We start from the raw sequence: 19,441 nt of genomic DNA, 5'->3' as shown, positions 1-19,441 counted from the left end.
ATGGCCCGATGCACGGGACAATGGTGTAGGGGGCCGAGGCGCCAACGCATCGCGATCCGCGCGTTCGTTTTGATCAAGTGAAACCATGGCCACCATACAACGAACGACGAAAAGGGCTTTTTTTATGCGCGAAACGTCGCGCGCGATATCGCGCCGCAGCCGCTTTTCCGCCGGCGGCTGGCGGGCCGCCTCGAAAAAGCCAGGCTTGCGGACGGTTCGGTTCGCCGGCGGCTGGATTACTACAACAAGTTGCAGGACGCATTTTCGCCCAGCCCGGCTGCGGTGCATATCGACAATCTGCCGCTGGTACCGAGCATGTACTATTACGACTTCAAGGAGATTGCCCGGTATTTCGACCTAAATTGCTCATCGACCTGGAATTCGGCGATGTTATCGACGTGCCGCAGGTGCCGTCGCTGGTCAAGAATCGGCCGATCCATGCCGACAACAGCAATGCGATCATTCTGAAATTCAACAAATTCCGGCACTTCCACATGCCTGCCGACGCAACCTCGTTCGCGGATAAGCTTCCGGCCGTGGTCTGGCGCGGCGACCTCAACAATCCGCTGCGGACAAGATTTCTGGATGCCGTGCGCGATCTGCCGTTCTGTGACGCCGGCTCACACAAGTGGTACGCGCCGCCCGAGTACAGCAAGCCATTTATCAGCATCAGCCAGCAGCAGCGGTATCGCTACATCGTCTCGCTCGAAGGCAATGACGTGGCGACCAACCTCAAATGGATCATGAATTCGAATTCGCTCTGCCTGATGCCGCCGCCGACATACGAGACATGGTTCGCGGAGAAGCAACTCGAGGCCAACGTCCACTACGTACCGCTCGATCCGGATTTCGCCGATCTTGCCGAAAAGGTTCGCTATTTCGAGCAGCACCCGGCTGCAGCCGAACGCATCATTGCCGCGGCGAATGCCTATTGCCGCACATTCGCCGACGAGAAGGCCGAGCAGGCGATCTCCCTGCTCGTGCTTTACAAATACTTTGTGCTCAGCGGCCAGATCGAGCCTGATGCCGAGGTCTGGCGCTATATCACGGGTTAAGTGCGGGCTTCGTCCGCCAAGCTCCGCCCGCAAACCTCCTGTGGTCAGACGCCGCTGCGGTCAACCACCAGATCGGCGGGACCAAAACGGTCCTTTGCCGTCAGTTGCTGGTGCCAGTAGGGATAGAGCACGGGTGGCCGGCTGACCGCGTCGAGGCGGTCACGCTCTTCGCCGGTCAGCACCAGGCTTGCCGCGGCGATGTTGTCCCGGAACTGCGTTTCGGTCCTGCCGCCGATCACCAGCGAACTGACCGCCGGCCGGCCGAGCAGCCACGCCAGCGCCACCTGCGCCGCCGACACGCCGCGCTGCGCGCCGATCTCGACAAGAACATCGACGATCCGCCAGAGGCGGTCCTCGTCGCGGATCGGCGGTTCCGACCAGCCGGCGAGCTGGCGTGCGGTCGGGCTGTCGCGGCGGTATTTGCCGGACAGCAATCCGCCGGCAAGCGGGCTCCAGACCAGCACGCCCAGCCCCTGGTCGATCGAAATCGGCAGCAATTCATATTCCGCCTCGCGCGCTTCCAGCGTGTAGTGGATCTGCTGGGTGACGAAGCGCGGCTGGTGATGGCTGTCGCTGATGCCGAGCGCCTTCATCACCTGCCAACCGGAATAGTTGGAGCAGCCGACATAGCGGACCTTGCCCTGAGCAACCAGCGTATCGAGCGCGGCGATGGTTTCCTCGAGCGGCGTCGTGCCGTCCCATTCGTGCAGGAAGTAGATGTCGATGACATCGGTCTTCAACCGCTTCAGGCTCTTCTCGCATTCGCGGATCAGATGATAGCGCGACAGGCCTTCATCGTTGGGACCGTTGCCGATCCGCATCCGCGCCTTCGAGGCGATCAGCACGTCGCCCTTGCGCTTGCCGCCGAGCGCCTCGCCGATGATCTCTTCGGAGATACCGTTCGAATAGACATTGGCTGTGTCGATGACATTGATACCGGCATCGATGCAAAGATCGATCATCCGGCGCGCCTCGTCGAGGTCGGTCTTGCCGACAGCCGAAAATGCGCCGGCACCGCCGAAGGTCATGGTGCCCATGGTCAAGGTCGAAACTTTCAAGCCGGAACGGCCGAGGGTGCGGTATTCCATGTCAGTCCTCGCGATTTGTTGTTGAAAGGCGGTGCCCGGACGGGCCTGCCACATTTGTAGGACAATTCGAGCCGCTTGTCGCCATGCCACGACGATGGATCGATCATGCCTCGCGGAAGTTGCAGTGGCGGCAGTCTCGCTCCAGGCTGCAATAAAACCGTCATTGCCGGCCTATATTGAAGTCGGCTCAGGTGTTGCCACTCCGGGACGCAGGCCAGGGGGTTGGGACGCCGGACGTGGAGAGACACGGCTTGCAAGCGGAGCAGCTGATATGACCGAGCTAAAACAGAATTCTCCTGCCAGGGACTGGCTTGAAGCCGAGCTCGCCGACACGCTCGACGAGGACTATGAGCTCGAAATGTCGGAGCCGGCGCTGTCGATGGAGATCGCCAAGATCTACAAGAACTCGCATCCGCCATCGATCGATCGCATGCAGTATTTTCGCGACCTGATCACCTTGCAGTCCGAGCTGATCAAACTGCAGTCATGGGTCGCCTATCACAAGAAGAAGCTGGTGGTGATCTTCGAGGGCCGCGACTCCGCCGGCAAGGGTGGCGTCATCAAGCGCATCACCCAGCGGCTCAATCCGCGCATCTGCCGCGTCGTCGCACTCCCGGCACCGACCGAGCGCGAGAAGTCGCAATGGTATTTCCAGCGCTATGTGCCGCATCTGCCGGCCGGCGGCGAGATCGTGCTGTTCGACCGCTCCTGGTACAACCGCTCCGGTGTTGAACGGGTGATGGGTTTTGCAGAGCCCGATCAGGTCGAAGAATTCTTCCGCGACGTGCCGGAGTTCGAGCGCATGCTGGTCCGCTCAGGCGTCACCGTGGTCAAATACTGGTTCTCGATCACCGACGAGGAGCAGCAGATGCGCTTCCTGATGCGCATCCACGATCCGATGAAGCAGTGGAAACTGTCGCCGATGGACCTGCAGTCGCGCGTGCGCTGGGAACAGTACACCAAGGCCAAGGAAGAGACCTTCGCCCGCACCAACATTCCCGAAGCGCCCTGGTTCATCGTCGAAGGCAACGACAAGAAGCGGGCGCGGCTGAACTGCATCGACCATCTGCTCAAGCAGTTGCCGTATGAAGAGGTGCCGCACGAGGAGATCACGCTGCCCGAGCGCGTCTTCAATCCCGAATACGAGCGCCAGACGCTGCCGCGCGAACTCTACGTGCCTGAGAAGTATTGACTGTCTGGGGTTGCTAAATCTCCCCCTCTCGTGGGGGAGATGTCCGGCAGGACAGAGGGGCACGCGAAGGATCGCGGCGTAGGCTACGCGTCTGAAACCTAAGCCCGCTTGACGATCACATGCGTGGCGAGCGCTGTCGCCACCTGCTCGCTGCACTGATAGCCAAGCTTGGGCATGTCCAGGCCGGCAAAGAGATTCTCGCCCGAACCGAGCAGCAGCGGCGAGATCGCCAGATGCATCTCGTCGATCAGTTTCTCCTGCAGATATTGCCGGATAGTGGCGACGCCACCGCCAACCCGCACGTCCTTGCCATCCGCCGCCGCTTTCGCCTGTTCAAGCGCCGAATGGATGCCGTCTGTGACGAAATGGAATGTCGTGCCGCCTTCCATGGGCAGGGATGCCCGCTTGTGGTGGGTCAGCACGAAAACCGGCACATGGTAGGGTGGGTTATCACCCCACCAGCCCTTCCAGCTATCGTCAGGCCATTCGCCCCGGATCGGTCCGAACATATTGCGGCCGAGGATCCAGGCGCCGACATTCTCGAAGCTGCGCGCTGCAAAGTCCTCGTCAGTGCCGGTCGCGCCACCCTCTTCGCCGAACATCGTGCGGAAGGTGCGGGTGCTCCAGGCCCATTTGTGCAGGGCTTCCCCGCCGACACCGAGCGGATTTTGCAGATCCTGATCCGGACCGGCGCCGTACCCGTCGAGCGACAGTGTGAAAGCATTGACGCGAAGTTTGGACATGAAAGCCTCCTCCATAACCAGTCGTGCAAAGGAGTAGCAAACTGATTGCGAAATGCAAGCGGTTTATATGGATGCAGCAAACCCCTGGCGATTGGTCCAACGACCTTCGCTTGGGCTCCCGACCGGAAGCTGGAAATTGTCATTGATATCGAGAGGCCGCCGGGCATTGCCGCGACCGGCCATCGGTGGGAAGAGAAAACTATCCCTTCAGCATAGTTGCCACTTCGGGCGCGAAATAGGTCAAAATGCCGTCGCACCCGGCACGCTTGAAGGCGAGCAAGGATTCCAGCATCGCCTTCTCGCCATCGATCCAACCATTGGCGCCGGCGGCCTTGATCATCGAATATTCGCCTGACACCTGGTAGGCGAAGGTCGGCATCTGGAATTCATCCTTCAGCCGCCGGATGATGTCGAGATAGGGCAGGCCGGGCTTGACCATCAGCATGTCGGCGCCCTCGGCGATGTCCTGTTCGGCCTCGCGCACCGCCTCGTCGGAATTGGCGTGGTCGATGTAGTAGGTCTTCTTGTCGCCCTTGAGCAGGCCGGCGGTGCCGACCGCTTCGCGATAGGGACCGTAGAAGGCCGAGGCGAACTTGGTCGCATAGGACATGATCGCCACGTCCTGGAAACCGTTGGCATCGAGTGCGTCGCGGATGGCGCCGATGCGGCCGTCCATCATGTCGGACGGCGCGATGATGTCGGCGCCGGCCGCCGCCTGGATGACGGCCGCGGCGGCCACCTGTTCCACCGTCTCGTCATTGACGATGATGCCGTCGCGCAGGATGCCGTCATGGCCATGGCTGGTGAACGGATCGAGCGCGGCATCGGTTATGATGCCGATCTCAGGCACCGCGTCCTTTATTGCCCGGGTGGCGCGGTTGATGACGTTGTCTGGGTCGAGAATGTGCGAGCCGGTCTGGTCGCGCAGCGAGATATCGACATTGGGGAAGGTGGCGAGTGCGGGAATGCCGAGCTTTGCCGCGCGTTCGGCCTCCTTGACGGCGAGATCGATCGACAGGCGGAAGACGCCCGGCATGGCGGCGATCGGCTCGCGCACTTGTCTGCCGTCGACGACGAAGATCGGCCAGATCAGGTCGTCGACCGTAAGCCGGTTCTCCTGCACGAGTCGGCGCGACCAGTCGGCCTTGCGCATACGGCGCAAGCGGCGGCTGCCGGTGATGTCGTCGACGCTGCGGGGGCCGGCTGGCTTTGCCGGTGTGAATTTGTTCATCGCCGTCGGGGTGAATTTGTTCATCGCCAAAACTCTCGTTCGGCGGCTTTTACCACGAGCCCTTGCCGCTGACCAATGCGACACGTTTGTGCCAGCGATCAGGTCGAGGTCTATTCCGGTTGCCCGTTGCCCGACAGGATCTGCGCCGCGCCCCTCATGGCGACGCGAAAAGCCTCGTCGAAGGAAACGCCGCGCACTTGCCAGGTGTAGGTCTTGCCGGCCATGGCCAGCCGCCAGTCGGCAATCCAGCCGAACTCCTTGTCGCTCCACACGATGCTGCCGGAAAGTGCTTGATCGGCGCCGGCCTTTTTCGCAACCATGTTCAGCATTGCCATGTCCGCGTCGCGCAGCGTCCTGTCGTCCAGTCCAGCCTCCGACAGCAGCGCTGCCGTGGGAAAAGTCACCCGCATGGCGAGCGGCGCAGCGGCATTGCTGAACGATTCGCGCATCAGCACGCCTCGCTCGTCATCGGCATCGAGCGCGAAATGCCTGATGTCGCGCTCGGTTGCCAAAAACACCGCCAGTCGTGGCCGCTCGGTCAGCCACGGCCTGCTGCCGAGCGAAGCCAGCACCGGATCGATCACCTCCGGCCTGTACTGGCAATAGAGATTGTGAGGTCGGTCGTACGTGCCTTGATCATCATGGTTGGGAATGCCTTCCATGCGGTCGCGGTAGCGGAAGCTGGCGACGAAGCTGCCGGCCTTGTCGCGCAGGGCCGTCATCTCCGGCTTCGCCGGCAGGCGCTGATCGCCGGAAACCCGGACCAGGACCGCGTCGAGGCAAAACTTGAAGCCGGCCTGGCGGTGTTTTTCGCCCTGACCGTTGACGATGGTCTGGGATTTGTAGAGATCCTCGATATCAGCTGCCCTGGCCAGACCATTGGCGGCGCAGATGACCAGCAGGCCGCCCAGAACAAGGGCAAGGCGCAAAGACCGCAGCATGGCTCACCGTCCGGTTCGAGGCTTGGTGGCCAATCTCTAACATCGAGCGCCGCCGGCGGCCAAGACGGCGCGCGGCCGCTCAGTTTTGGCTTCTGCTCGCGGATCCGGACGCGGCTGCGTCCTCAACGAACTTCTTGAAGTCGGTTGGAGGGTGCCCGGTCAAACGCTGGTTCGCGTCCGTAGCCCTTTGGTAGCGGCCCTCGGCTATCGATCGGCACAACGTCGAAAAGGCATGCGGCCATGGATCGTCCATCTCCGCCCAGGCGCGCTGAAGATAGTTGGCGGGCGAACAGTCAATGAAGTCAAGAGAGCGGCCAAAAGCCGAACCGGCGGCGCCGGTGAGGTCGTGAAACGACAGCGGCCGAGGTCCGGTTAATTCATAGGTTTTTCCAGCGTGCTTCATGGGTGACGCAACCACGGCCGCCGCTGCCAACGCAACATCGTTTCTTGACACAGGCGCAACCTGCCCAGCGCCCGTGGGAAGCGAAAGAAATCCGGACGAAAGGGCGGGCTTGACCCAGCTATCCAGAACCAGATCCGAATACAGGCCGCATCTCAGGATCGTCCAGGCAAGCCCGCTTTCACGCAGCCTGCGCTCCGCGTCCCGGTAGACGGGCGTGAAATAGAACGGCGAGTCCGCATCGATATCGATGATGCTGGTGAAGACGATTGACGGTACGTTTCGGGAAACAGCCGCCTCTATGGCATTGGCGTGGTGACGAAGGACGTCCCGGCCGTCTCCGTCGCTCGAGACGAGCAGCAGCGTCGAGACGCCTTCGAATGCCCGCAAAAAACTTTTCGGATCATCGTAGTCCGCGACCCGCAACGGCGTTCCGGCAACTGCCGCACGCGTGCCGGCGTTCCTGACCATGCCGGCCGCCGGCAAGCCCTGGCGCGAGAGCGCCGTAAGCACCTTGCCTCCGACATATCCCGACGCTCCCGTGACAAGGATCATGCGTTCGTCCTGAGCCTCACAGACGGACAAGTTGCACCCATTTGGCCGCGACGCAAAGGATGGCGCCTTACCTCTCCCGAGATCCAAACAGGCGCACGATGGTCGGGCTTGGCATTGACGCACCCATGCGCCACGCTTTAGCACTTCAATCCCGGCGGCGCGGGGGAGGGATTCTTTCACGATGGATTTTGGCGGAGGCGACGAGATCCGCTTCGAACATCTGGGCCGGGCCGGCGTCGTCACGTTGACGCGACCGCAGGCGCTCAATGCCGTCACGCACCGCATGATCCGGGCGCTCGACGCTGCTCTTTGCGCCTGGGAGACCGACCAGGGCGTCGATGTCGTTATCGTCAAGGCCGAGGGCAGGGCGTTTTCGGCGGGCGGCGACATCCTGCATATCTACGAGGCTGGCCGGGCTGGAAAGCCGCCGGTCGAGTTCTTCGCCGACGAATACCGGCTCAACGCCCGCATCAACAGCTTCAAGAAACCTTACGTCGCGCTGATCGACGGCATCGTCATGGGCGGCGGCGTCGGCATCTCCTTCCACGGCTCGCACCGGGTGATGACCGAAAATGCCCAGTTCGCCATGCCGGAAGTCGGCATCGGATTTTTCCCGGATGTCGGCGCCAGCCGTCTGCTGCCCGATCTCGGCGGCTCCTTCGGCATGTATCTGGCGCTGACCGGCAATCGCATCCGCTATGGCGACGCGCTGTGGTCAGGGCTCGCCACCCACACAATCAAGGCCGCCGACCAGGGCGGCTTCCTCGACCGGCTGAAGCTGACCGGCGATCCGGAATCGGTGCTGCGCGGTTTCTTCGTCCAGGCAAAACGTGAAACCGACAGGCCGACGCTGGAGGCGATCGTGCGTCATTTTTCGCAACCGTCCCTCAAGGCTGTCATCGACAGCCTGGAACGGGCGGCAGACGACGACGAATTTGCGGCCAAGACGCTGGCGACGATCCGGACGCGTTCTCCGACCAGCCTGCGCGTCGCCTGGCGCCAGATCAGCGCCGGGCTGACCATGTCCATGGACGCCTGCATGAAGATGGAGTTCCGCATCCTCAACCGGATGCTGGCCGGCCACGATTTCTACGAAGGCATCCGCGCCGCCATCATCGACAAGGGCTCGAAGCCGCGATGGCGGCCGGCGAACCTTGGTGCGGTCAGCGAGGCGGATGTCGACGCCTATTTCACCTCGCTCGGCGACCGGGAGCTCGACCTGTGAGCGAGGTGACCTCCAGACGCGTCGTGCTGCAGCCCTCGGGCGTGGAGCTGATCTTCGCCTGGTTCCAGCGCGTCGTCGCCGGCTACTGCCTGCTGTTCGGCATTCTCTACTGGATCAAGCTGATCGGCTTCTATCCGGGCTCATTGTGGCGCTTCGACCTGATGCCGGTGCACTGGCAGGTGGCGGCGGTGGTGCTCGCCGTGTTTTTCCCCTTCGCCGCCGCCGGCCTGTGGATGCTGGCGTCCTGGGGGCCGGTGATCTGGTTCATCTGCGCGGTGACCGAGACTGTCATGTATGCTGGATTTCCCGAGCTTTTCGGCCACCGCATGCTCATCGTCGTCTCGCATGCGGTCGTGGCGCTGCTTTATATCGCTTTTCGCGTGATCATCTGGCTGCAGAAACGACCGGTTCGGCACTAACCCCTTGAGCCCATTGGCGCCCTGGCGGCTGCCTCAATTCAGCCCCGCAATTGTTGGCTAAATCTTTAGGTTAATTATCCTTGCGCGGGAGACCGTTCGTTAAGCCTCTTTCGAAACCTCTTACCGGTAAGCTCTTGTTAGCCCTAGCGTTTAAGTCGAATTTTATGAGTATTCGATAGTGTCGCGATCAAGGTGAAAAACAAAAAATCACCAGGGCGACAAACGAGAGGCAAAGACAATGATCAATTCGCGTCCGGCGGCGAAGACCGCCAACGTATCCGACGACCGCCGCGAGGCTATCCGCTCGCTGTACATGGAATCGCTGCAGCTTGTAGAGCGGCTGCACCGCCGCCTGCTTGACGTGATCAAGGACGAATTCGACCGCAACGGCCGCTCCGACATCAATGCCATCCAGGCGTTGCTGCTGTTCAACATCGGCAATTCGGAGTTGACCGCCGGCGAGCTGCGTTCGCGCGGCTACTATCTCGGCTCCAACGTCTCCTACAATCTGAAGAAGCTGGTCGATCTCGGCTTCATCAACCACCAGCGCTCGCGCATCGACCGCCGGTCGGTTCGAGTCTCGCTGACGCCGAAGGGCAACGAGGTGGCGGACGTCGTCGCCGGTCTTTATGAGCGCCATGTCGGCTCGATCGAGCAGGTTGGCGGCATCAACACCGACGAGTTCAAGCAGATGAACCGCGCGCTGCAGCGGCTCGATCGCTTCTGGAACGACACCATCGCCTACCGGATGTAAGCCGGCGCATCGGATCTGGCCCGCGCCACAGAAGCGCGGCCGAAATGTCGACCTCTGGTCAAGGCCGGTGCCGAGAGGCATCGGCCCTTTTCTTTTCCTGATTCAGAAGCCCAGGCGCCCGGTCGGCACTATTCCGCCAGGTTTGCTTTCGCTGCAGCAGTGCCTAATGTCACGGCCCGGAGGGGGCGCATGATGGGTTTGGGAAAACGCTCGAAGATCTGCTCGGTTGCCGCAGTGCTTTTGTTGGTCCCGCAAATGGCTTTCGCCGAGGAGTGGTGGAAGGATTCTTTCGCCGCGGAAGGCAGCGCCCCATGCGACAACAATGACTCGATGGTGACGTTTACCGACAAGGCGGTCGAGATGTGGGAGGTCGGCTGCAAGTTGGACAAAATTCAGAAGATCAACCGCCTGGATGTGGTCATCCTCGACATGTCGTGTACTGATGGTGAGAGCACAGACAAGAGACGGGAACTGTTGCTCAAACTGGAGGATAACAAGGTCCTGCGCTATCCTCAGCGCGAGGTGCTGCAAAGATGTTCGGAATTAAGGTCGCAGCCAAGTCCGGCCCCAAATGTTGAAAATCCACAATGAGATCGTGAGATAGGATCACGGCTGCTGCGGGCAGAATTTCTCGTGGAAATACGCAAGCGCCTGTTCGGCCTGGCCGGGTTCGCCGAAGAACGGACCGATTGCTTCGGACTCGCGCGTCAGGTCGCAACTGCCCTCGGTGTCTGTCGTGCATGTCTTCACCAGCCCCTTCAGCGCGATGGTTGCCGGCGGATTGTCGAACGACAGGCCGGTTACGCCGCCAAGCCGCAGTTCGTAGCTCAGGCGGTAGTAGATGGCGCCGTCCTCCTCGAACTGCTGTTCGGCTCTGTAGGTGCAGTCGTCCAGCCGGGTCACGATGAACCTCAGCGTTTCGGTCCTGTCGCCGACCTCGTTCGGGCCCGTGCTGGTGAAGATCGCCGGCGATCGGGACACCTGCTTCAGCGGTTCGTCGGTCTGCTGCCCGTATTTGGGGATCGCGCCCTGTTCCAGGCCGTGCACGAAATAGGCAACCGTTTCCTCCGGCGTCGGGGTGCTGCCGTTCGGACCTGCGGCCAAGGCGAAGGCCGCGACGACTGAAAGGACACCAGGCATGGTCTCGTTCCTCGTGTTGGACTAGCTTGTCAGTGTAGCATCAAGGGCTCGTGGTAACCGGTCGATATCGCGGCCGGCGACCGCGGATCGGTGCCGAAAAAGCACGGGCTTTTCATTTCGCTGCATCGCCCGACGCGAATCGCGAGCCAAGGCCACGTTGCCGCCATATTCAAATGGAACCGAGGATGCCGGTGATGTTGTGGTGAAGGCCGTGCGTTCACCCGGAACCCGTGTCGCGGCTCAAGCGTTTGTGGCCGAACCGATACGGACATGGTTGGCTAATTGTTAAGATTGCCAACTTTAGAGTGCGGGCAACATCGCCCTGAAAACCGAATGCAGCAGATCGAACGCTACAAGAATGTCTGGAATGTCCATGAGAACCAGCCGCCGCTTTTTCCTTTCCGGAGCCTCCGCGCTCGCAGCCGCGATGGTCGCCGGCGGCGCCAATGCGCAGGATGTCATCGGTGACATCCTGAAATCCTCGGCGCGCGGCAATTGGGACGACCAATTCGACGCCCGCGCCAGCGAGGGCGGCAAGGTGGCCTCGACGCTGCCGATCTTCAGCCCGCAGACCGTCGCCTTTACCGAGCAGGCGGTGGCGCAATATCAGAACATCGTCAGCCAGGGCGGCTGGGTAGAGGTCCCCGCGACCAAGAAATTGCAGCTTGGCGTCGATGATCCCGATGTCGTGCCGTTGCGCAAGCGGCTGATGGTCTCTGGCGACCTGTCGCAAAGTGCCGGCATTTCGACGTCCTTCGATTCCTATGTCGACTCGGCAGTCAAGCGCTTCCAGTTGCGTCACGGCCTGCCCGCCGACGGCTCCATGGGCAAGTACACCTACTTGGCGATAAACGTTTCGGCGCAAATCCGGCTTGGCCAGCTGCAGACCAACCTGCAGCGGCTGAAGGAGAAGGCTGGCACGCTTGGCAGCCGCTACGTGCTGGTCGACATTCCGGCGGCGCAGATCGAAGCCGTCGAGAATGACCGCGTCGTACTTCGCCACACCGCGATCGTCGGCAAGATCGATCGCCAGACGCCGATCGTCAATTCCAAGATCAACGAGATCATCGTCAATCCGTACTGGAACGCGCCGGTCTCGATCGTGCGCAAGGACATCATTCCGCTGATGCGGAAGGATCCCAACTATTTGAAGGACAGCCATATCCGGCTGTTCGCTCCGGACGGCAGCGAGGTCGACCCGCTCAATGTCGACTGGTCGACCGACGACGCCGCCAAGTATCGCTTCCGCCAGGATCCCGGCGCGGGCAACGCCATGGCGTCGGTGAAGATTAATTTCCCGAGCCCGGACGGCGTCTACATGCACGACACGCCGCAGCAGAGCCTGTTCGGCAAGATGATGCGTTTCGATTCCTCGGGCTGCGTGCGCGTGCAGAATGTGCGCGATCTCGTCACCTGGATCCTGCGCGACACGCCCGGCTGGGACCGTCAGCATTTCGAGGCGGCGATCAAGACCGGCGAAAACACGCCGGTCCAGGTGACCAACCCGGTGCCGGTGCATTTCCTCTATCTCTCGGCCTGGTCGACGGGCCCGGGCGTCGTGCAGTTCCGTGACGACGTCTACGCGCTCGACGGCGCCAACGAGCTGCAGATCACCTCTTCGCTTTAACTAACTGATTTTTTTACCAGAAGAGGCCGCCGGTTAAGGCGGCCTTTTCGTTGCTCGGATTGCCTGCGCCTTTTCGCGGGAGGGCGGCTGGACGGATCGGCCGGCTTTGCGCATGGTCGGCGGACAAGTCTGGAACCGGACCATGGATGTCGCCGTCTTCATTCTGGTTGTGCTCGTCTTCGTCGCCGTTTCCGGCGCGTTGGTGCGCCTGGTACGGGTGCCGTTGCCGGTGCTGCAGATTGCCATGGGTGCCGCACTCGCCTGGCCGGTGCGCGGCATCCATGTCGAGATCGATCCGGAACTGTTCCTGCTGGTGTTCATTCCGCCGCTGCTGTTCGGCGATGCCTACGGCGCGCCGAAGCGTGAATTGATCGCGCTGCGCGGACCGATACTGGACCTTGCTATCGGGCTGGTGTTCTTCACCATCGTCGGCTTCGGCTACGCCTTGCACTGGCTGGTGCCGAGCATCCCGCTGGTCGTCGCCTTCGCGCTCGCCGCGGTGCTGTCGCCGACCGATGCGGTGGCCGTGTCCTCGATCGTCGACAGGAATCTGGTTCCGGCGCGGCTGATGCACATTCTGGAAGGCGAGTCGTTGCTCAACGACGCTTCCGGGCTGGTCATGTTCCGCTTTGCCGTCGTGGCGGCACTGACCGGCAGCTTTTCCTTGGCCGCCGCATCGCTGAGTTTCCTCTATGCCGTTGGCGCCGGCATCCTGATCGGCGTGGCGGCGTTGTTCGTCGCCGCCAAAGTGCTGCAATTGCTCAACCGCATCGGCGGCGTGCCGGCCGAGGCGCAGGTGCTGGTGATGATCCTGCTGCCGTTCATCGCCTACCTCGGCGCCGAGCACATCGGAGCGTCCGGCATCCTCGGGGCGGTCACCGCCGGCCTCCTCACCGGCGGTTCCGGCGTGTTTCGGTTCCTCGGCGTCTCTGCCCGCATCCAGACGATGTCGCTATGGACGACGCTTTCCTTCATTTTCAACGGTGCTCTCTTCATCGTGCTCGGGCTGCAGCTTCCCGACATCATCCGCCATGTGCCGCCGGAACTCATGAGCATGCACCCGATCATCCAGCCGGTCGCGACCGTCATCACACTGACGCTGTGCCTGATCGCCCTGCGCTTCCTGTGGATCTGGATCGGCGATATCGCGGCTGGCATCGCGGCGCGTCTGGGCAAGCGCAAGGCTGAGCCGTTCGGCCTGCGCGTGCGGCTCGCCGGGTCGGTGGCCGGCGTGCGCGGCGCGATCACGCTGGCCGGCATCCTGTCGCTGCCGCTCGCCATGCCGGACGGGTCGCCGTTTCCGGCGCGCGACCTCGTCATCTTCCTCGCCGCTGGTGTCATCATCTGCTCGCTGGTCTTCGCCAGTCTCGCCTTGCCGACGATCGCCAGGGGGCTGGTCGAGCATGCCGGTGCCGCGGAGGAGCGCCTGGCGCGTGTCGGTGCGGCCAAGGCGGCAATCGCCCGCATCGAGTTGCTCGCCGCGACCGATACCGAAGAGGGAGGCGAGGTGCCCGGCGCCCGGCTTGCCGCGGCAGACGGGATTGTCGCAGCCTATCGTCGTCGTATCGCCGCTTCCGACGAAGCCGACGAGGCGCGGGCCGAAGCGCGGGAGGCCGGCCGGCTGGAACTCGAGCTCAGGCTCGCAGGCATCGAGGCCGAGCGCGGCGCCGTGCGCGCCATGCTGCGCAGCGGCGAGATCAACGACCATGCGGCGCGGGCGCTGTTCACCGAGATCACGCTTACCGAGGCCTTGCTGAAGGGACGGCAGGCGTGAAAATAGCACGCTCGTTGCCTCGCTGGCGCAAACCGGCCAGCAAATTTCGCGCCGCAAACGTGGCGGGGCGAAAACAACTGTGTTAATGGCGCGGCGAATGCATGTCGCCCAAAAGTGTGCAGCGGTTTTGGGACATCGATATGCATAAATCAAAATTGCCCCGAACCCAAGGATTTCAGGCCATGGCATCAGCAGCGGCAGTGTCGAACAAATTTGAATCCTTCTTCGAAACCACGCTGGAAGATGCCGACCCGGAGATTTTCGGCGCCATCCGCAACGAACTCGGTCGCCAACGTCACGAGATCGAACTGATCGCCTCTGAAAACATCGTCTCGCGCGCCGTGCTCGAGGCGCAGGGCTCGATCATGACCAACAAGTACGCCGAGGGTTATCCGGGCAAGCGCTACTATGGCGGCTGCCAGTTCGTCGACGTCGCCGAGGAACTTGCCATCGAGCGTGCCAAAAAGCTGTTCGGCTGCAACTTCGCCAACGTCCAGCCGAATTCCGGCAGCCAGATGAACCAGGCGGTGTTCCTGGCGCTCTTGCAACCCGGCGACACCTTCATGGGCCTCGACCTCAATTCGGGTGGCCACCTGACCCACGGTTCGCCGGTCAACATGAGCGGCAAATGGTTCAAGGTCGTTTCCTATGGCGTGCGCCAGGACGACCATTTGCTCGACATGGACGCCATCGAGAAGACCGCCCATGAGACCAAGCCGAAGCTGATCCTGGCCGGTGGCACCGCCTATTCGCGTGTCTGGGACTGGAAGCGTTTTCGCGAGATCGCCGACGCGGTTGGCGCCTATCTGATGGTCGACATGGCGCACATCGCCGGTCTCGTCGCCGGAGGCGTGCATCCGTCGCCGCTGCCGCATGCCCATGTGGTGACCACCACCACGCACAAGTCGCTGCGCGGCCCGCGCGGCGGCATGATCCTGTGCAATGACGAGGACATCGCCAAGAAGATGAATTCTGCGGTGTTCCCCGGCCTGCAGGGTGGCCCGCTGATGCATGTCATTGCCGCCAAGGCGGTCGCCTTCGGCGAAGCACTGAAGCCGAGCTTCAAGGTCTATGCCGAGAGCGTCGCCGCAAACGCCAAGGCGCTCGCCTCCAGCCTCAAGGAAACCGGCCTCGATATCGTCTCCGGCGGCACCGACAACCATCTGATGCTGGTCGACCTGCGGCCCAAGAACGCCACCGGCAAGCGCGCCGAGGCAGCGCTCGGCCGCGCCAACATCACCTGCAACAAGAACGGCATTCCGTTCGACCCGGAAAAGCCTTTCGTCACCTCGGGCGTGCGCCTCGGCACCCCGGCCGGCACCACGCGCGGCTTCGGCCAGGCCGAGTTCCGCGAAATCGGCAAGCTGATCGCCGAAGTGCTGGATGGTCTCAAGGTCGCCAATTCCGACGAGGGCAATGCCGCTGTCGAAGCGGCGGTCAAGGCCAAGGTTGTGGCGCTGACCGACCGCTTCCCGCTCTATCCCTATCTCGGCTGACGAGATAGGAGGTCTCATAACCTTGCCGCGACGGACAAGCGTCGTCGCGGCAAGGCTGCGACAGGAGCCTTGTTGATGCGAATTGTTCGTCTCGCCGACCTTGCCATCGCCGGCGTCCTGGCCGCCTTGGTTGTCTTGCCGCTCTCCGGCATCGCCTCGGCGCAAACCGCTCCTGCGCAACCGGCACCCGCCCAGGCCGCACCCGCGGCACCCGCCCCGGCGGCGCCCAAGCTTGAAACCTTCGGCAGATGGTCGACCCTGGTCGACGAAGTCGATACCGGCGAGGATATCCGCAAGACCTGTGCCGCCTCGACCGCCTTTGTCGGCTCCGGCGGCGAAAGCGGCACTCTGACGCTTATCATCACGAACGGCGATGCGCTGCCGCCGGCTGCCTATCCGTCCCTGACCATTGCGGTCGACAACATGGCGCTGCCAACGGGCAAGTCGGTCGCGGCAACCTTCGGCGATGACAAGGGCCACGTCGCCGCCAAGCTCCATTCCGACGCCGCCGTGGGCGGCCGGCTCAGCTGGACCGTGGACAATCAGGCGAAGACCAGCCTGGCGCTCTTGCGCGTCATGCGCCGTGCATCGGTGCTTGATGTCTCCTTTGGCGACGCGGCGGTTGGAAGCATATCGATGGACGGCTTCACCAAGGCCTATCGCAGCCTCGGCGCATCGTGCGGGTTTGCGACCGCCGACGTTGCTCCCTGACGGCATCGCTGTCCGGCTGCTTGGCGGCGCTGGCAATCTTGCTTGCAGCTCGCTATCTCTCAGGGCGAGCGGCTCTGAGGGGCGACGGGCTGCTTTGCCATCGTTGCAAAAACCTCTAAGCCTTTCGCTTCACCAGATTCGCCAACCAAAGGCTTCTCCATGCGCTGTCCCTATTGCCAGTCAGAAGATACGCAGGTGAAGGATTCGCGCCCCGCCGAGGATGGCGCCGCGATCCGCAGGCGGCGCGTTTGCCCCGATTGCGGCGGCCGCTTCACGACCTTCGAGCGCGTGCAACTGCGCGACCTCGTCGTGGTCAAGAAATCCGGTCGCAAAGTGCCGTTCGACCGCGACAAGCTGCTGCGCTCGGTGGAGATCGCCGTTCGCAAGCGCAATGTCGATCCCGAGCGGATCGACCGCGCGGTGACCGGCATCGTGCGCCAGCTCGAGAGCTCCGGCGAGACCGAAGTGGCCTCCGGCGAGGTCGGCCGGCTGGTCATGGACGCGCTGAAGTCGCTCGACGATGTCGCCTATGTCCGCTTCGCCTCGGTCTACCGCAATTTTCGCGAGGCCAAGGATTTCCACGAATTGCTCGGCGAGCTCAAGGGGGACGAAATCAAGGGCGAAGAGGACGCCGGCTGAGCATGACCGCAAGCGACAGACAGGCCGGCCTTGATCGCCGTTTCATGGCAGCGGCGCTCCGCCTTTCGCGAAAGCATGCCGGGCGCACCGCGACCAACCCTTCCGTGGGCACGCTGATCGTGCGCGACGACGGCGATGGCCCGATGATCGTCGGCACCGGCGTCACCGCTGTCGGTGGCCGCCCGCATGCCGAGACCGAGGCGCTGGCCGAGGCCGGCGCGCTGGCGCGAGGCGCCACCGCATATGTCACGCTGGAACCTTGCGCCCACCACGGCCGCACGCCGCCTTGCGCCAATGCGCTGGTCAGCGCCGGTGTCGCGCGCGTCGTCGGCGCCGCCAGCGATCCCGATCCGCGCGTGTCCGGCAAGGGCTATGCGATCCTGCGCGCCGCCGGGGTCGAGGTGTTCGAGAAGGTGTTGGCGGCGGAAGCAGCCGAACAGATGGCCGGTTATTTGATCAGGTCGTTGAGAAAACGCCCCGAAGTGATTCTCAAGCTTGCGCTTTCCAGCGATAGCAAGATCGGCAGGCAAGGCGGCGGGCAAGTGTCGATCACCGGCGATGTCGCCCGTCGCGAAGTGTATCTGATGCGGGCCGAGGCCGACGGCATATTGGTCGGCATCGGCACCGCCCTTGAGGATGACCCGGCATTGACGGTTCGCTTGCCGGGGCTGGAGAACCGGTCGCCGGCGCGCATTGTGCTCGACCGGCAGATCAGGTTGCCGGAGGCCTCGAAGCTGGTTTCTGGGGTGGACCGGGTGCCGCTCTATGTCGCCGCTTGCCTGGAGGCCGATCCGCAGCGGCGGACCATGCTGGAACGCGCCGGGGTGCGCTTCATCGGCACCGAAACGCATGAGGGAGGCGTCGCACTGCCGGAACTGCTCGAGGATCTGGCCGCGCTCGGCATGGCCAGTGTTCTGGTCGAGGGTGGCGCCAAGGTTGCCAGCGCTTTCCTGGCCGAGGGGCTCGTCGACCGCATCGTGCTGTTTCAGGGATCGGAAGCAATCGGCGCCGACGGCATTGCATCGCCCATCGATGCCGACCATATCCCGGCAGGATTTCGAAAGCTCCGCGACATGCGTTTCGGTGAAGACGGCTACGCCGAGTGGATCAGAGACATTTAGACCATGATCCCGAAAAGTGGGGCCCGGTTTTCGGACAAGATCATGGTCAAACGGAAGGATCACCGATGTTTACTGGAATTGTCACCGATGTCGGCACCGTCGCGACCGTCAAGCCGCTGAGGGAAGGGGTGGGGCTACGCATCGACACCGCCTACGATCCCGAAACCATCGCCATCGGCGCCTCGATCTCCTGCGGTGGTGTCTGCCTGACGGTCACCGCCTTGCCCGACAGCGGCACGAACGCGCGCTGGTTTGAGGTCGAGGCCTGGGCAGAGGCGCTCAGGCTGACGACGGCGACGAATTGGAAATCGGGCACGCGGATCAATCTGGAGCGAGCGCTGAAGATCGGCGACGAACTTGGTGGTCACATCGTTTCGGGCCATGTCGACGGCATGGCCGAGATCATCGAGCGTAGGGATGAAGGGGACGCGGTGCGTTTTACCCTTGAAGCGCCGCGCGATCTGGCGAAGTTCATTGCACCGAAAGGCTCCGTCGCGCTCGACGGCACCTCGCTCACCGTCAACAAGGTGGAAGGCACGCGCTTCGACGTGCTTTTGATCCACCACTCGCTGACCGTGACCACCTGGGGCGAACGCAGGGTTGGCGACCGCGTCAATCTCGAGATCGACACCATGGCCCGCTACGCGGCGCGGCTGGTGGAGGCCGCGAAAGAGGGGCTTTGACGCGCAAAATTCCTTCATCCTCGACTTAATCAGTTTTAATCACTATGATTAATGCCGATTAGGAGGTTGTGATGGACACCAAAGTGATCACGGCGCATGTGCCTCTTTTGCTGGCGGAAAAGGTAGACCAATTGGCGGCCCGCCTTGAGCGGCCGCGAGGCTGGATCGTCAAGCAGGCCCTTGCCGCTTGGGTTGACCAGGAGGAAGAGCGGCGGCAACTGACGCTCGAAGCACTTGCTGATGTCGATGCTGGCCGCGTTATCGACCATCAGGCAGTGCAGGCATGGGCAGACAGCCTGGACAAGGAAAACCCACTGCCGTCACCACGCTGATGAAGCTGAAGTGGACCAGCAAGGCCTTGTCCGATCTGGTGCGCCTTCACGATTTTCTCGCACCGGCAAATAACCGGGCAGCGGCACGTACGGTACAATCTCTGACTGCTGCGCCCGCCCGACTGATCGAACATCCGCGGATCGGCGAGAGACTGGAAGAGTTCGAGTCACGTGAAGTCCGCCGTCTTTTGGTGGGCAATTATGAAATGCGCTACGAGATCCAGAAATCGACTATCTACGTGCTGCGTCTTTGGCACACGCGAGAGGATCAGTAGGGCATTGAGCCGCAGTTCGGAAATTGGACCTGTCCTTCGG

21 protein-coding genes are annotated in these 19,441 nt (G+C 62.5%); 15 read left to right on the top strand and 6 right to left on the bottom strand.

Translation table 11 applies throughout. The features are described 5' to 3' along the window. The first annotated feature begins 77 nt into the window (after window positions 1-77). A complete protein-coding gene (locus AC1DZU_RS16455; RefSeq protein ID WP_477286337.1) occupies window positions 78-1,055 on the top strand; it encodes a glycosyl transferase family 90 in 978 nt (325 codons plus the stop codon). Between the two features lie 44 nt (window positions 1,056-1,099). Here the strand turns inward: AC1DZU_RS16455 and AC1DZU_RS16450 are convergent, their stop codons facing one another. Further along, complete coding sequence (locus AC1DZU_RS16450) at window positions 1,100-2,143, bottom strand: aldo/keto reductase (protein WP_477286335.1); 1,044 nt, start codon at window positions 2,141-2,143, stop codon at window positions 1,100-1,102. A 271-nt stretch (window positions 2,144-2,414) separates the two neighbouring features. Here AC1DZU_RS16450 and ppk2 point away from each other — a divergent pair, with 271 nt between their 5' ends. Continuing rightward, a complete protein-coding gene (ppk2, locus tag AC1DZU_RS16445; protein ID WP_095085714.1) occupies window positions 2,415-3,335 on the top strand; it encodes a polyphosphate kinase 2 in 921 nt (306 codons plus the stop codon). Between the two features lie 98 nt (window positions 3,336-3,433). Here ppk2 and AC1DZU_RS16440 read toward each other — a convergent pair whose 3' ends face one another. From AC1DZU_RS16440 to AC1DZU_RS16425, 4 genes are all read right to left on the bottom strand, one after another. Then, the gene (locus AC1DZU_RS16440; protein ID WP_477286333.1) at window positions 3,434-4,078 is read right to left on the bottom strand and encodes a dihydrofolate reductase family protein; all 645 of its coding nucleotides are present in this window, start codon (window positions 4,076-4,078) and stop codon (window positions 3,434-3,436) included. Between the two features lie 199 nt (window positions 4,079-4,277). After that, window positions 4,278-5,309: a porphobilinogen synthase gene (gene hemB / locus AC1DZU_RS16435; protein WP_477286490.1), complete on the bottom strand. Its 1,032-nt coding sequence runs from the start codon at window positions 5,307-5,309 to the stop codon at window positions 4,278-4,280. Window positions 5,310-5,419: 110 nt separating this feature from the next. Next, window positions 5,420-6,250 carry a DUF2066 domain-containing protein gene (locus tag AC1DZU_RS16430; RefSeq protein WP_477286331.1) on the bottom strand — a complete coding sequence of 277 codons (831 nt, stop codon included), beginning with the start codon at window positions 6,248-6,250 and terminating at the stop codon, window positions 5,420-5,422. 79 nt (window positions 6,251-6,329) lie between these two features. Next, entirely contained in the window at window positions 6,330-7,205 is an 876-nt protein-coding gene (locus tag AC1DZU_RS16425) for an NAD(P)H-binding protein (RefSeq protein ID WP_477286329.1), read from the bottom strand. A 181-nt stretch (window positions 7,206-7,386) separates the two neighbouring features. Between AC1DZU_RS16425 and AC1DZU_RS16420 the strand changes: the two genes are divergently transcribed. From AC1DZU_RS16420 to AC1DZU_RS16405, 4 genes are all read left to right on the top strand, one after another. Beyond that, window positions 7,387-8,430, top strand: coding sequence for an enoyl-CoA hydratase/isomerase family protein (locus AC1DZU_RS16420; protein ID WP_477286327.1), 1,044 nt, complete (start codon window positions 7,387-7,389; stop codon window positions 8,428-8,430). After that, window positions 8,427-8,849 carry a DUF6163 family protein gene (locus AC1DZU_RS16415; RefSeq protein ID WP_477286325.1) on the top strand — a complete coding sequence of 141 codons (423 nt, stop codon included), beginning with the start codon at window positions 8,427-8,429 and terminating at the stop codon, window positions 8,847-8,849. Before AC1DZU_RS16420 ends, AC1DZU_RS16415 begins: the two co-directional genes overlap by 4 nt. Window positions 8,850-9,087: 238 nt before the next feature. Next, window positions 9,088-9,603: a transcriptional regulator LdtR gene (ldtR, locus tag AC1DZU_RS16410; protein WP_013896002.1), complete on the top strand. Its 516-nt coding sequence runs from the start codon at window positions 9,088-9,090 to the stop codon at window positions 9,601-9,603. 189 nt (window positions 9,604-9,792) lie between these two features. Next, window positions 9,793-10,194 (top strand): hypothetical protein, encoded by a 402-nt coding sequence (locus AC1DZU_RS16405; protein WP_477286323.1) that lies wholly within the window; start codon window positions 9,793-9,795, stop codon window positions 10,192-10,194. 15 nt (window positions 10,195-10,209) lie between these two features. Here AC1DZU_RS16405 and AC1DZU_RS16400 read toward each other — a convergent pair whose 3' ends face one another. Further along, the gene (locus AC1DZU_RS16400; RefSeq protein WP_477286322.1) at window positions 10,210-10,743 is read right to left on the bottom strand and encodes a hypothetical protein; all 534 of its coding nucleotides are present in this window, start codon (window positions 10,741-10,743) and stop codon (window positions 10,210-10,212) included. A 373-nt stretch (window positions 10,744-11,116) separates the two neighbouring features. Here AC1DZU_RS16400 and AC1DZU_RS16395 point away from each other — a divergent pair, with 373 nt between their 5' ends. The 9 genes from AC1DZU_RS16395 (at window position 11,117) to AC1DZU_RS16355 (ending at window position 19,401) form a co-directional block, all read left to right on the top strand. Beyond that, complete coding sequence (locus tag AC1DZU_RS16395; protein WP_477286320.1) at window positions 11,117-12,370, top strand: L,D-transpeptidase family protein; 1,254 nt, start codon at window positions 11,117-11,119, stop codon at window positions 12,368-12,370. A gap of 142 nt (window positions 12,371-12,512) precedes the next feature. Further along, window positions 12,513-14,144, top strand: a complete 1,632-nt coding sequence (locus tag AC1DZU_RS16390; RefSeq protein WP_477286318.1) for a Na+/H+ antiporter — start codon at window positions 12,513-12,515, stop codon at window positions 14,142-14,144. A gap of 182 nt (window positions 14,145-14,326) precedes the next feature. After that, on the top strand, window positions 14,327-15,640 hold the full coding sequence (glyA, locus tag AC1DZU_RS16385) for a serine hydroxymethyltransferase (protein ID WP_477228844.1): 1,314 nt from the start codon (window positions 14,327-14,329) through the stop codon (window positions 15,638-15,640). A 75-nt stretch (window positions 15,641-15,715) separates the two neighbouring features. After that, entirely contained in the window at window positions 15,716-16,351 is a 636-nt protein-coding gene (locus AC1DZU_RS16380) for a hypothetical protein (protein ID WP_477286316.1), read from the top strand. A 159-nt stretch (window positions 16,352-16,510) separates the two neighbouring features. Further along, window positions 16,511-16,990, top strand: coding sequence for a transcriptional regulator NrdR (gene nrdR / locus AC1DZU_RS16375; protein ID WP_095081151.1), 480 nt, complete (start codon window positions 16,511-16,513; stop codon window positions 16,988-16,990). A 2-nt stretch (window positions 16,991-16,992) separates the two neighbouring features. Beyond that, a complete protein-coding gene (ribD, locus tag AC1DZU_RS16370; protein WP_477286313.1) occupies window positions 16,993-18,111 on the top strand; it encodes a bifunctional diaminohydroxyphosphoribosylaminopyrimidine deaminase/5-amino-6-(5-phosphoribosylamino)uracil reductase RibD in 1,119 nt (372 codons plus the stop codon). Window positions 18,112-18,176: 65 nt separating this feature from the next. Beyond that, complete coding sequence (locus AC1DZU_RS16365) at window positions 18,177-18,794, top strand: riboflavin synthase (protein ID WP_477286311.1); 618 nt, start codon at window positions 18,177-18,179, stop codon at window positions 18,792-18,794. A gap of 71 nt (window positions 18,795-18,865) precedes the next feature. Further along, on the top strand, window positions 18,866-19,126 hold the full coding sequence (locus AC1DZU_RS16360; protein WP_477286309.1) for a CopG family ribbon-helix-helix protein: 261 nt from the start codon (window positions 18,866-18,868) through the stop codon (window positions 19,124-19,126). Beyond that, window positions 19,126-19,401, top strand: a complete 276-nt coding sequence (locus tag AC1DZU_RS16355) for a type II toxin-antitoxin system RelE/ParE family toxin (protein ID WP_477286488.1) — start codon at window positions 19,126-19,128, stop codon at window positions 19,399-19,401. Before AC1DZU_RS16360 ends, AC1DZU_RS16355 begins: the two co-directional genes overlap by 1 nt. Window positions 19,402-19,441 lie beyond the last annotated feature (40 nt).

The organism is Mesorhizobium sp. P2_A12 (genome assembly GCF_056405075.1).
The sequence above is the reverse complement of the archived record's forward strand: the minus strand, read 5'-3'. Positions and strand labels throughout refer to the sequence as shown.